This is a genomic window from Mesorhizobium sp. WSM4308 (assembly GCF_002294905.1).
Classification (GTDB): Bacteria; Pseudomonadota; Alphaproteobacteria; order Rhizobiales; family Rhizobiaceae; genus Mesorhizobium.
Genome location: NZ_NSFW01000025.1, coordinates 1 through 12,736, shown reverse-complemented (window position 1 = coordinate 12,736; position 12,736 = coordinate 1). Strand labels below are relative to the sequence as shown.

The 12,736-nt window shown below is 57.1% G+C and carries 12 protein-coding genes; 1 reads left to right on the top strand and 11 read right to left on the bottom strand.

Annotated features, from left to right (window positions below; translation table 11 throughout):
• Positions 1-50: 50 nt before the first annotated feature.
• From CK227_RS32900 to CK227_RS32880, 5 genes are all read right to left on the bottom strand, one after another.
• On the bottom strand, positions 51-1,607 hold the full coding sequence (locus tag CK227_RS32900) for an ABC transporter substrate-binding protein (protein ID WP_143750557.1): 1,557 nt from the start codon (positions 1,605-1,607) through the stop codon (positions 51-53).
• Between the two features lie 173 nt (positions 1,608-1,780).
• Positions 1,781-2,797, bottom strand: coding sequence for a dipeptidase (locus tag CK227_RS32895; protein ID WP_095775732.1), 1,017 nt, complete (start codon positions 2,795-2,797; stop codon positions 1,781-1,783).
• A 490-nt stretch (positions 2,798-3,287) separates the two neighbouring features.
• Entirely contained in the window at positions 3,288-4,109 is an 822-nt protein-coding gene (locus CK227_RS32890) for an ABC transporter permease (protein ID WP_095775733.1), read from the bottom strand.
• Between the two features lie 14 nt (positions 4,110-4,123).
• Positions 4,124-5,119: an ABC transporter permease gene (locus CK227_RS32885; RefSeq protein WP_095775734.1), complete on the bottom strand. Its 996-nt coding sequence runs from the start codon at positions 5,117-5,119 to the stop codon at positions 4,124-4,126.
• Between the two features lie 387 nt (positions 5,120-5,506).
• Positions 5,507-7,174: an ABC transporter ATP-binding protein gene (locus CK227_RS32880; RefSeq protein WP_245318364.1), complete on the bottom strand. Its 1,668-nt coding sequence runs from the start codon at positions 7,172-7,174 to the stop codon at positions 5,507-5,509.
• 389 nt (positions 7,175-7,563) lie between these two features.
• On the opposite strand from CK227_RS32880, the gene pmtA reads away from it, so the two are divergent.
• The gene (gene pmtA, locus CK227_RS32875; RefSeq protein ID WP_179296565.1) at positions 7,564-8,136 is read left to right on the top strand and encodes a phospholipid N-methyltransferase PmtA; all 573 of its coding nucleotides are present in this window, start codon (positions 7,564-7,566) and stop codon (positions 8,134-8,136) included.
• Positions 8,137-8,761: 625 nt separating this feature from the next.
• Here the strand turns inward: pmtA and CK227_RS32870 are convergent.
• The 6 genes from CK227_RS32870 to CK227_RS32845 form a co-directional block, all read right to left on the bottom strand.
• The gene (locus CK227_RS32870) at positions 8,762-9,523 is read right to left on the bottom strand and encodes a hydroxymethylpyrimidine/phosphomethylpyrimidine kinase (protein WP_095775736.1); all 762 of its coding nucleotides are present in this window, start codon (positions 9,521-9,523) and stop codon (positions 8,762-8,764) included.
• Positions 9,514-10,119 (bottom strand): thiamine phosphate synthase, encoded by a 606-nt coding sequence (locus CK227_RS32865; protein ID WP_095775737.1) that lies wholly within the window; start codon positions 10,117-10,119, stop codon positions 9,514-9,516. The genes CK227_RS32870 and CK227_RS32865 overlap by 10 nt, the downstream gene beginning before the upstream one ends.
• Entirely contained in the window at positions 10,116-10,889 is a 774-nt protein-coding gene (locus tag CK227_RS32860) for a thiazole synthase (protein WP_095775738.1), read from the bottom strand. The genes CK227_RS32865 and CK227_RS32860 overlap by 4 nt, the downstream gene beginning before the upstream one ends.
• Before the next feature lie 3 nt (positions 10,890-10,892).
• Positions 10,893-11,090 carry a sulfur carrier protein ThiS gene (thiS, locus tag CK227_RS32855; protein ID WP_095775739.1) on the bottom strand — a complete coding sequence of 66 codons (198 nt, stop codon included), beginning with the start codon at positions 11,088-11,090 and terminating at the stop codon, positions 10,893-10,895.
• Positions 11,059-12,060, bottom strand: a complete 1,002-nt coding sequence (thiO, locus tag CK227_RS32850; protein ID WP_095775740.1) for a glycine oxidase ThiO — start codon at positions 12,058-12,060, stop codon at positions 11,059-11,061. Before thiO ends, thiS begins: the two co-directional genes overlap by 32 nt.
• The coding region (locus CK227_RS32845) for a phosphomethylpyrimidine synthase ThiC (protein WP_179296566.1) at positions 12,057-12,736 on the bottom strand (680 nt) is incomplete at its 5' end. The genes CK227_RS32845 and thiO, both read right to left, overlap by 4 nt.

Genomic DNA, 12,736 nt, shown 5'->3' with positions numbered 1-12,736 from the left:
TGGCGAAGACTCGCCAATCCGACACCGGGTGGCTTTCGCTCTGTTAAATCCTAAGATCCAAACCAGCAGTGCTGCGTGTTCTGAGCGTTTTCGCCAAATGGGTAGCCGACAAACCCCTTCACCTTGCTTGAAATCGCTTGAATATCTTGAGGGAACATGACGGTGATATGGCCGCCATTATCGTGTATCTGCAAACATGCGTCACGATATAAAGATTTCCGCGACTGTTCGTTTGGTTCGCCCCTCGCTCGAGTGAGCAGATCGTCAAATTCGGACTTGCGCCAATGCGAATCATTCCAAGGCGCGTCGCTCGCAAATGGCAGCGATAAGGCCTGGTCTTCGGTTGTTAGACTGCCCCAATAGGAGACTTGGAAGGGAGCTTTCAAGTATACGTTATCCCACCAACCATCAACCGGCTCTCTCTTCAGTTCGATGGGAATGCCGGCTTTGGCGGCGCTCTGTTGGAACATTACCGACATGTCGACGGCGCCGGGAAATATTTCCGCTGTATGGAGAACAATCGGTGCGCTATTTGCAGACCTCTGATAGTGGTATTTGGCCTTGTCGACGTCGTAGTTGTGCTGCGGAATATCAGTAGGATGCAGCGGATAAGCGGAATTGACCGGATGATCATTGCCAATCTCGCCGTATCCGGCCAAGACACCCTTCAGAATCATCTCACGGTCAACAGCGTACTTTAGAGCCAACCGTAAGTCAGGATTATCAAATGGTGGCTGATCAATCAGCATCGTGAGATAGTAGAACTTGGAATTTGCTGAACTCACGATATTAAAATTGCGAGCGTTCTTTATCTGAGCCACCAAATTCGGCGTTACTTCTGTGCTGATGTGCACGCTTCCCGAAAGGAGGGCAGAAATACGTGCAGTGTCATCGTTGATGATCAGGACTTCCAACTCATCGAACCAGACAGTATCTGGCTTGAAGTAAGCTGGGTTCCTCTTAAATGTGTATCGCTTGCCTGGCTCAGCCTTCTCGAGCACAAAGGGTCCGGTGCCAATACCCTTATTCGGATCTTCATCCTTGGGTTGGATAACCAGATGGATAAAGGTGAGCAGATAGGGCAGACCAACATCCGGCTCCTTCAGGGAAATTACAATTTGATGTGGTCCATCCGCTTTGACGTCGTCCCACTGCTTCATCAAAGGCCGAGCAGGTGACTTTGAGTCGGTCCCGCGGTGGCGGTTAAGCGAGTAAGCAACATCTTCTGAGGTCATGTCTTTGCCGTTGTGGAACTTGACGCCTTGCTTGAGCTTGATCGTCCACTTCTTGCCACCCTCGCTTGGCTCCCAGCTTTCGGCGAGATCCCCTTTCAACTCATTGTTGACACTGCGCTCGACAAGCCAGTTTGCATATTGATAAGTTACGTAAGCAGCAGCCTGCGATGGAATAAGCAGCGGATCTAATGGATCGCCGGTCGAGCCGCCTTTTACGCCCACCACGAGTTTACCTCCTCTGGTGGGCGTCTGGGCAGCAGCAAACGTGGGCAGCACAGACGTTGCAAGCGCCGCCCCTGCACCCAAAGCTGCGCTCGAATGCAAAAACCGCCGCCTGGTGAGGTTGTTGTATGCGCTAGAATTATCGACCATTTCATTCCCCTTCTGCTCTACGGTTTCAACTTTTGACCGACTGAGGACGGTGCTTTTTCTTGATCCGTAGACCTGTCTGGCCCAATCGCGCTCGTAGCGAAAAATGACGCTCGCGACGCTCAATTACCCTAGACGGGCTTGAGTTGAATCCACCGCTTTCATCCAGCCCAGGTTCATTCACCCCAGACCTCTCGGAACACGCGAAGCCAGTTCAGGCCGAGCACCTTGCGGACGTGGTCTTCCGTGTACCCGCGTCTAAGGAGCCCTTTAGTCAGGCCTAGGAGCATTTCGGGCGTGTCGATTTCGGGCGGGTTGTAATGCGGCGGGCGCGGATAGGCCTCCGGATCCCAATCGCCAATTCCAACATAATACTCCCATTCACGAATAACGGTGCTGATATCCGAGAAAGGAAGCGTGCCCCACCAGTAGTCCAGCCCCAAGGCTACGTGATCGGTCCCTACCAGTGAGACGAAGTGGTCAATATGGGCGATCAGATCGTCAAGTGATGGCCGCGCTGGCCCACCATTGGCGGGCACGACAAACTGCGGAACGGCCGTCACGCCAACCAACCCGCCTGTCGCTGCGGCAGCTCGTGCCTGGTCATCCTGTATGTTTCGCCTGCTCGGGAAAATTGAGGCTGAATTTGAGTGAGAGAAAACGGCCGGTTGCGTTGTTAGTGAAAGCGCATCCATAGTTGTTCTATAGCCGGTGTGAGTGCAGTCGACGATTATCTTGTTCTCGTTTAAGCGCCGAATAAGATTCTTGCCAAATTTACTAAGCCCTCCATCAAATTCTTCCTCGCACCCATCCCCAACGTAATCTTTCCTGTTGTACGTCAGTTGCACCATTCGCACGCCCAGGGCTTGGAAAGCTTCAGTGAGGTCAAGATCCGTTTTGAAAGGGCCAGTGCCCTGAAAATGGAACAGTATGCCCATCTGGCCGTCGCGCTTTGCTTCCTCGATGTCCGAAGCTTTAAGAACCAGCCTGAGATCCTGTCGCGAGCGAATAAATCTTAGCCATCGGCCAATAGCCTTTAACGCGAATTCAGGCGTGTCAGTGCCGCTTGCAATCGTCGGAGCTACACACGTAGCGCTACCGGAGATATAGGCGTCTACATAATTCTTCCGGTCGAGAAGCGGCGCCACCGCGTCGATGATTATGGAATCGCGGTGAATTTCTGCTGCGTCCAATGTGTTGCCTCTGCTGCTTAAACCCTTAGTGGCATCATTCACGGTACCTTGTTGGGATCCAATAGTCAAGCGTTTGTAGATTGGATACAGTAGCCCCGAGACGTGATCGTAGGGGGTCCGATTTGTTTGGCGCTTGTTGGAAGGCGGGGCAGCCTGGCATTGACGTCTGCGGACGAAATGCTTGGATGAACTGCGTACTTATTGTTCTGGAAGTTTATCAACGGCTAGTGAGCGTGCGTTGCACGACTAAGATTGGGCACCCACCTCGACATGAGTGCGATCTCGGCCAACGAAGGAGGATTAGCTTGCTCGAGAACGCAACACAGTCGACTTTCTGCGGTGAACCGGCCTACCTGTGAGCGATCGCCGTTCGGGGGCTGCAGTCGCTGGTCAAAGAATCTGAACTCATGGGTCCGCAGGACTTTGACCTGGGACCCCGATAGATAAAAGTGCTCGATATCGATCTTTGAAATAGGCGCCGAGAGTCAACTCAATCGCCTCGAGTTCGTCCGTGGCTCGGAAGGAAGCCATCAACAACCAAGTTTACCCCGATGGTTAGCTGCGCGATGGCAAACGCCGGAATCAGAGGAGCGAGGCTGCCAAAATTGATTGCTTGGGCATTGTCGCGGACCATTCCGCCCCAGTCGGCATAGGGAGGTTGGATACCTAGACCGAGAAAGCTAAGCGCAGCGACAAAAAGCAATGCAAAGCAGAACCGTAGGCCAAACTCTGCCATCAGTGAAGGCATAGCATTGGGCAGGATCTCACTTCGCATGATCCAAGGAAGACGCTCACCGCGAAGCCGGGCCACCTCCACATAATCCATGGCGGCGATACCAAGGGCAACTGCGCGACTAACCCGGAAAACACCAGGGAAACTAAGAACAGCGATGGTAATGATCAATACCGGAACCGAGCTTCCAAAAACGGAGAGTATCACAAGCGAAAAGATCAGCCCGGGTATCGCCAAAAGGGCGTCAACCGAACGACTCAGCACCGTGTCGACCCACCCCCCTTTCACCGCTGCTGCGAAGCCGGTCGCCACACCGATCGAACACGACAGAAGCGTGATAACCAGAGCTAGTACGATTGTTGTTCGGCCTCCGAACAACAAACGCGAAAAGATGTCCCGGCCAAGGTTGTCTAGTCCAAGCCAATACTCGCTACTCGGCGGTGCCCACACCGCGCCAACCATATCAGCTTCGCCAGAAGGAGCGATGGTTGGTGCCAATAAAACTGCCAATATGTTAATGAAGACGATGGCTGCTCCTAAGATCGCGCCGGCCGGAATTTGACGCCCAAAAATTCTCATTTTGCTTAATCCCTTCAACGCGGATGACGAAGACGCGGGTTGCTTATCACCGCCAACATGTCAGCGATCATATTGAACCCGACGTAGACGCTCGCGAAGATCAATCCGCATGTTTGAACGACAGGAATATCTCTGTTGGACACCGCATCGACCATAAGTTGGCCCATGCCCGGATAGACGAACACGATGTCCACCACCACGACGCCGACAATTAGCCAAGCAAGCGCGATCGCAACCACATTGATTATCGGGGCGAGGGCATTTGGCAGCGCATGCTCCAGGACAATACGCCACCATGGGATGCCCTTGAGAATTGCCATCTCGATAAAAGGACTGGACAATACCCCAATGACAGCAGCCCGCGTCTGCCTCATCATGTGAGCGAGCACGACAAGCACGAGTGTGGCGACGGGAAGGGTGACGGCTTGAAGACGAGCACCGAGTGCCATGTCACTATCGACCATCGACAGACTTGGCACTAGACCGAGTTTGACAGCAAATACGATAATCAGAACGTAACCCACGAAGAACTCGGGCACTGATACGGTGAAAAGCGTAAACATGCTAATTACGCGATCAAACAAACCGTTCTGACGTACCGCGGCAATCAAACCAAACAATATTGACAAAGGAACGGCGATGCATGCCGCGATGCCAGCGAGGAACATAGTGTTCCCAAACCGCTCACGGATTTCCGGGCCCATGTCCCGCTTGTTGATCAGCGACCTGCCGATATCTCCCTGGACGAAGCGGGAAAGCCATTCAACATAGCGCACTGGCGCGGGGCGATCTAAACCCAACTCATGCCGCAGGGCAAGTTCGGCCTCTGGAGTTCTATGCTGTCCGAGGATGGCGCTGGCAACATCTCCCGGAAGGATTTCGGTGCTAGCAAATATCAATAATGAAACGACCCACAAAGTTAGTAGACCCGTCGCTATTCGTTGAACGATGATAGAAACGACCGACAGGTTACCTGACCGTTGTGCCGTAAATGCTGGGAATGCCTTCATTCGCGTGCCCTCCCCTAGTTTCTCCACGCGGAGGTTATATTAAGCGCACTCGCGCCGTTCCCTGCTGGCTCTATGTAGTAAACCAGCTGTTTTGTGTATTCTTTGCATTTTCTCCGAAGGGATACCTCACATAGCGTCAATTTTTCTGACATGGCTTCAACGTAATAAGGATGCATCACCATGAGATAACCAGAGTTTTCCTGGACCAACAGCGACGTCTACACACACGTATGGCTGTCACGATTGTAGATTGGATACAGTTAATGGTCGTGCAACGCAAGTGCGGTCGATAAGGAGTCCACTCCGTGTCGTCTTACTGCCTTCCACCGCCAACGGCGCGGCTATCGTTTGAGAGCGAGTTCCTTAACAACGATTGACGTGCCATTGTCATGACAGAGAGGATTCCAGAACGCGACCTGCAAGGACGTCATCCAGCCAATTGGTGTTCATCTCCGGGACCGACGAAAGCAATAGTTCGGTGTAGGGGTGCATTGGCGCGGAAAAGACCTGTGCGCATGCACCCTGCGCCACTATTTGGCCCTTCAGCATGATTGCGACCCGATCCGCGATGCGCCGTACGGTGCCGAGGTCGTGAGTTATGAATAGATACGCGTAGCCGCGATCGCGTTGCAATCGCCGAAGAAGTTCGAGGATGCCCTCTGCGACCAAGGGGTCGAGTGCAGAGGTTACCTCGTCGCAGATCAGGAGATCTGGTTCTGCGGCTAAGGCGCGAGCGATGCAAATTCTCTGTTTTTGACCTCCGGAGAGTTGGCTCGGATAGCGTCGAGCGAAATCAGAGGACAACCCGATGTCTTCCAACAGCTGTGCAACTCGGTCGCGCAGTTTCACCCCACTTAAACCCAGATAAAACGAAAGCGGGCGGCCGATAATATCGCTAACCCGTTGGCGTGGATTAAGCGCGACGTCGGGCATCTGGTAGATCATTTGAACGCGTCGCAGCAGGTCGGCTTTCCGTGCGCCAAGGGCAGGCGGGATTTCGGAGCCTTCAAATATGATCTTGCCGGATTCACTTGGGAGCAACCCTGTGATGATGCGAGCTAAGGAACTTTTTCCGCTTCCGGACTCGCCTACGATCGCGACCGTTTCTCCTTTGCCCACCGACAAATCAACGCTTTCTACCACGCGAACGTTTTGCGCATAACTCGCGGTGACCTTTCGGAGCTCAAGCACGGGCGGAGTAGCCTCGCTTGCGCGCTCGCTTTCCTGAGCTACGTTTGTCCGATTTGCGACTAGGGCTCGCGTGTATTCGACGCGCGGTTGGCTCAGTATTTGCTCTGTCTCACCCTCTTCGACCATATTGCCGTTGCGAAGCACGACGATGCGATCCGCGATTTGAGCAACGACAGCGAGATCATGGGTGATATAGAGGCCGGCCGTCTGATGCTCGCGGATCACCCTCCGGATCGACGCGAGGACTTCAATTTGCGTCGTTACATCAAGCGCAGTGGTCGGCTCGTCCAGAACCAGGATATCAGGACGGCATGACATGGCCATGGCCGCCATTGCTCGCTGCAACTGACCTCCAGAAACTTGATGGGGATATCTCTCGCCAAACGTCTCCGGCGAAGGCAGATCCAATTCGCGAAAGAGTTGCACTGCTTGGGCTTTTGCCTCCTCATAGCTCATCAGTCCGTGACGGACAGGGCCCTCGCACACCTGATCATAAAGGCGCTTCGCGGGGTTGAACGCTGCCGCTGCGCTCTGGGCGATATAGGCGATTCGATGCCCCCGTACCTGTCTTCGTTGCTCCCCGTTGAGGGTCCGGAGATCCATGCCGTCGAATAGAATCTTTCCATCCGTGATCTCACAGCCAGGGCGGGTATATCCAAGCGCAGCCAGTCCAATGGTCGATTTTCCCGCCCCGGACTCTCCGATCAGGCCTATTACTTCCCCACGTCGTAGCGACAGGTTGACGCCGTTTATGATTGACGTTGCCACTCGGCTGTCATCAGACCTCGCCGCAATGCAAAGATTTTCGAGACGCAGAATCTCAGGTCCCTCTGGCTTGCGGCGCGGCAATTTTTGGACGTTCAACGAAAAATCCTCCCACATATCGTTGTTAACGATACTGCTGGAACAAACCACCTCAAAACCCCCGTTGTCAAGCAATTGTAGATTGGATACAGTTATGGAGAGACATGTTTTGAATTCAGGAATGTGCCTGGTTTAAAGGTTCGCTTGGCCAAGAACGCATCTTGACCCTTTGATTCGTAGTGCATGAGGGCCGTCACTGTTGTGGGCGGCACCCGCGAAAGCTACGAAAGCGATCAGCGCCGCCGAGCCGAAGGTGCGCCAACAGTGGTTGTTCACCAGGTCATGAAAACCGCCATACCTTCCGCATCCGTGCCGCATGATTGAGCAGTCGCAAGGCTTGGACAAACGTGCGTCGTCAACATGGCCCAGACAAATAGCCGTAGCAGGGAGTGGATATGGTCTTTCGATTGAAGGAGCGCCTCGCCAGAAAATTTGAAGAAGAAGTGCAATTCTTCAAGGGCTGGCAGAAGGACAAGAAGCGAGTGGGCGCGCTGATGCCAACGTCCGTTCATGCCGGGCGTCGTATGGCAAGCGTCATTAATCCGGCATCCGGATTGCCGGTTCTTGAACTTGGCGCCGGAACTGGCGTCATCACCAAGGCAATCCTGGAAAGAGGCATCAAAGCCGCATTTTCGGTCGAATATTCCAAGGATTTCTATCAGCGCCTGACGCGACGCTTTCCGGGCGTGGATTTTCGATTGGGCGATACGTTTGCGCTCGGAGAAGTGCTGGCCGAACGGCGCGGGGAGCAGTTCGACTGTGTCATAAGTGCGGTGCCGTTGTTGAGCTTTCCGATGGAACAGCGTGTTGGCCTGCTCGAGGATTTGCTGGCCCGCATACCCGCTGGCAGACCGGTGATTCAGATCACCTACGGACCTTTGTCGCCGGTGATCAAAATCAGCTCTGGACTTACCGACGAGCAGTCTGAGCCGGGACGCGCGGAAACTGGCGGCATCCCGTAGAATCACGCCGAAGACAGGACGGTGGTCATCACGAAATTCGCATCGATTGCGCTTTTATAGCCGCCGCCGTTTTGCGGAGGCCGCTATGCCCTTTCGCTGGCAGATGCCACACTCATCTGCTACGCACATCGCCCTGCGGACGACAAACGGCGAAGCCACCACGGCCGCGAAAATCTCGCGACGGCGTCTCGGTACCGGGACCGGCCTGCCATTTTGGAGGTGCATGACGCAAACCATGCCATCTCGTCCCCAACCATATCATAGCCATCGCCCTCTTTTTGCCGGGCGGGCCTCCCGACCGCCGGATCGTTGATGACGATCCCCTGGAGAATATTCTTCTTTGAAGAGCGTGACGGTCTGTGCCGTCTTGTAGTGCCTCAGCTTGTACGACAGCCTTCCGTGCCACGCACGCGATGAGGTTCGGTCACTCTACAGTGCAATGGCGTTCGGAAATACGACAGGCAAACCACAATAGTCATGTTTAGGCTGAAGACTTTTCAGCGGACCGCGAAAAAAGGATACGCGAGTTCTTTCGCTCCCTGCGAGCCCTCTCGGCTCGCTTTGTTGGAGAAGGGAGGTCGCTCGTCAGCCTTTACGGCGTGATCGGCAAAGCGCCGCAAAACGGTCACTCGCTGTTTTCGGCTTGCAGCTTCTCGAACACAAACAGCTTGCTGTCGCGCACGCTGTTTTCAAGTGATCTCCCTTTCGCCAGATGTGCCGCAGTCGCACTGGCCAGCATACATCCCGTCCCGCGCATTGATGCGGCAAGGCGGGGCATATCGAAGCCGATTGGTTCTTGTTCGTGACGCAACAGGATATCTGTAGATCTGGGTCCCGTCGCATGGCCGCCCTTGATCAGCAGGGCCTGCGCGCTGGCGGCCAAGAGTTCCTGGCCTTGCCTGACCGCGCCATCTTCGTCGACCGCTTGCTCCGCGCCGGCAAGGAGCGCCAACTCGATGAGATTGGGTGTGACCAGGCGGCAAAGCGGCATCAGCTCACGCTTCATGACGGCGACGGCATCGGCTTCAAGAAGCGCCCGGCCTGAGGTCGAGGCGAGCACGGGGTCGAGGATTGCGGGCGCCCGCGGATTTTCGCGCAGCACGCCGGCAACGGCAACAACGATCTCGGCCGTTGCGAGCATGCCGATCTTGATGGCTGCCACCGTGTTGGCCTGCAGCGCGGCGCGCATCTGATCGGCCACCAGACTGGGCTGCGAATGATGGATTTCCATGACGGCTTTGTGTGTCTGCACCGTTAGCGCGGTGACAGCCAGGCAGGTTCGCACGCCAATCGAAGAGATCGCCTCAATATCGCGCGCGATTCCGGCACCCCCGCTGGAGTCCGAGCCACCGACGACAAGCACATAAGGGTCTCGCCTCAGCGCCATCGGCCTGTCTTTTCGATCCATTCCCGCGTGCGCGCTTCGGGGTCGTCGTTGAGCGTGATGTCGGTGACCACCGCCGCGCTGTCCGCACCGGCCGCAAAGACACCGTCGAGCCGGTCAGGGTTGAGCCCACCAATGGCGACCAATGGAATCGGTGCGACGCGGCGCTTCCACGCGCTGATCCGTTCGAGCCCTTGCGGGGCCCATTTCATCGTCTTCAGGATGGTTGGGTAGATGGGGCCGAGCGCGATGTACTCGGGCTCGGCGGCCATGGCCGTTTCCAGTTCGATATCATCATGGGTGCTCAGTCCGAGCCTCACGCCGGCTGCCCGTATCCGCGAGAGGTCGGCGGTCTGCAAATCCTCCTGGCCGAGATGCACGAAATCGCAGCCTTCCTCGATTGCCAGGCCCCAATGGTCGTTGACGATGAGCTGGCACCGGTATCGAGCGCACAAGGCCTTCGCTGTGCGGATCTCAGCGCGCAATCCGGCTTCGTCCATGGTCTTGATGCGAAGCTGAACCAGCTTGACGCCGAGCGGCGCCAACCTTTCGATCCAGGCGGCGCTGTCGACGATCAGGTAGAAGGGATCGAGCTTCATGAAAAAACTGCTCTGCCGATGGTCGGCGTCGATGGCACCGCGACGTCGCGCGGTTCGAGCATTCCGGAAAGGAAGGCTTCACGGCCGGCTTCGACCGCCTTGCCGAACGCACGCGCCATGCCGACGGGGTCGGCCGCCTTGGCGACCGCCGTGTTCAGGAGCACTGCGTCGAAGCCCAATTCCATCACGGTCGCCGCGTGCGACGGCCGTCCGAGCCCTGCATCCACAATCAGCGGGATGCCTGGGAAATGTCCGCGCATCGAGCGCAGCGCCATGATGTTGATCGGCCCGAGGGCGGAACCGATCGGTGCGCACCACGGCATCAAGACCTTGCAGCCCGCCGCAAGCAGCCGCTCGGCGACAACAAGGTCGTCGGTGGTATAGGGGAATACCGCAAAACCGTCCTCGCACAGGATGCGCGCCGCTTCGACCAGGCCGAACACGTCCGGCTGCAGCGTGTCGTGGTTGCCGATCACTTCGAGCTTGATCCAGCTCGTGCCGAACACTTCGCGCGCCATCTTCGCGGTGGTGACCGCTTCCTTGACGGAGTGGCAGCCGCCGGTGTTGGGCAGGATTCTCGTGCCGAGTGCGCGAATCAGCGACCAGAATTTTTCGCCAGCCCTGCCGCCCGCCATCTCACGCCGCAAGGAGACGGTCACCACCGACGTGCCCGACGCCTTGACTGCCTCGGCAAGGATGGTCGGCGAAGGATATTGAGCGGTGCCGAGAAGCAGACGCGACGGAAGCTCGGTTCCATAAAGCTCGAACATGGTCTAGCCTCCCTGCATGGGTGAGAGGATTTCGATCCGGTCGCCGTCGCTCAACTGGAATTCCGCCCGGTTGGCTTTGTGCACGAGGTCGCTGTTGACGGCAGTGGCGAGCCAATCGCCCTCATAGTCGAGCGCAGCAAGCAGCTCCGCCAGCGTGGTGGCGGCAACCTCATGCGCTTTGCCGTTGACCATCAGTTTCATGAGCAAGCTCCACGGGTTTGTGGTGACTGAAGACAATTTCGGCCGCCAGCCGCGCCATGGCGGGCGCAAGAAGAAAGCCATGGCGATAAAGCCCGTTGATTGCGACGGTTCTTCCGCACGCCTCTACACGCGGCAGATTGTCGGGAAAGGCTGGACGGACGCCGACACCGGTTTCAACGATCTCGGCCTCGCCAAAGGCCGGATGGAGGGCATAGGCGGCGCTCAGAAGCTCCATCATGGAGCGCGCCGTGACCGGCCCGGCGGACTGGCTTTCAATCATCGTCGCGCCAACCATGAAACGGTGGTCGGTGCGCGGCACCACGTAGAGCGGAAAGCGCGGATGCAGCAGCCGGACCGGGCGCGACAGCGCGATCTCAGGCGTGCGCAGGACCAGCATCTCGCCGCGAACGCCGCGCAGCCTGTCATCGGCTGCTGCCATCCCCGTGCAGTCGATCTGACGATCGAAACCGGAAACATGCTGGGCGTCGGTGCCGAAGTGGAATTCGACACCCATGGCGGCGAGCTTGTCATGAAGGGCTGCGATCGCGTGGCGTGGGTCGAGATGAGCCTCATCGGGGAAGAACAGCCCGCGCCGGAATCGACCGGCGAAGTCGGCCTCCAGCTGCGCGATTTCCTCTTCATTGATCCAACGATGACCCGAGGTGCGGCTGGCGAACCGGTCGAGCTCGCCCGCATCGCGCGGCGCGGCCACGACCAGTGTTCCTGCCCGTGTCACCTGGTCAGGCGTCGCCGCATCCCACCAGTCCGCGGCGTTGCGCCCGAGGTCGAGCACGGACTGCTCGGCGCTTTCGCGCTCGCACCATGGCGCCAGCATGCCGCCGGCGAACCACGACGCACTGCCGCCAAGGGTAGGCCCTGTCTCGAAAACAGTGACCGTCGCGCCGCGGGCGGCGAGTTCGAAGGCGGCGGTGAGGCCGGCGACGCCGGCCCCTTTGACCAGCACCCTCATGACGGTTCCGGCGCCTGCGGCATGAGCGGGATGCCGGTCTCGTCAGCAGGCATATAGAGATCGCCGCCTTCGCGATATTTCGCCGCCATTGCCGCCATGCCCTCTTTCTGTGCCTCGGCGCGGATGTCGTGAGAGATACGCATGGAGCAGAATTTCGGCCCGCACATCGAGCAGAAATGTGCCACCTTGTGTGCCACCTTGGGCAAGGTCTGGTCGTGGAAGGATCGAGCCGTTTCGGGATCGAGCGACAGGTTGAACTGGTCCTCCCAGCGGAACTCGAAGCGCGCGCGGGAAAGGGCATCATCCCTGACTTTTGCTGCCGGATGGCCCTTCGCCAGGTCGGCGGCATGGGCGGCGATCTTGTAGGTGATCACGCCAATCTTGACATCGTTGCGATCAGGAAGGCCAAGATGTTCCTTGGGCGTGACATAGCAGAGCATTGCGGTGCCGAACCAGCCGATCATGGCAGCGCCGATGCCTGAGGTGATGTGGTCATAGCCCGGCGCAATGTCGGTCGTCAGCGGTCCAAGCGTATAGAAGGGCGCCTCGCCGCACACTGCGAGCTGCTTGTCCATGTTCTGCTTGATCTTGTGCATGGGGACATGGCCCGGGCCTTCGATCATCACCTGGCAGTCCTTTGCCCAGGCAATCTTGGTGAGTTCTCCAAGTGTTTCCA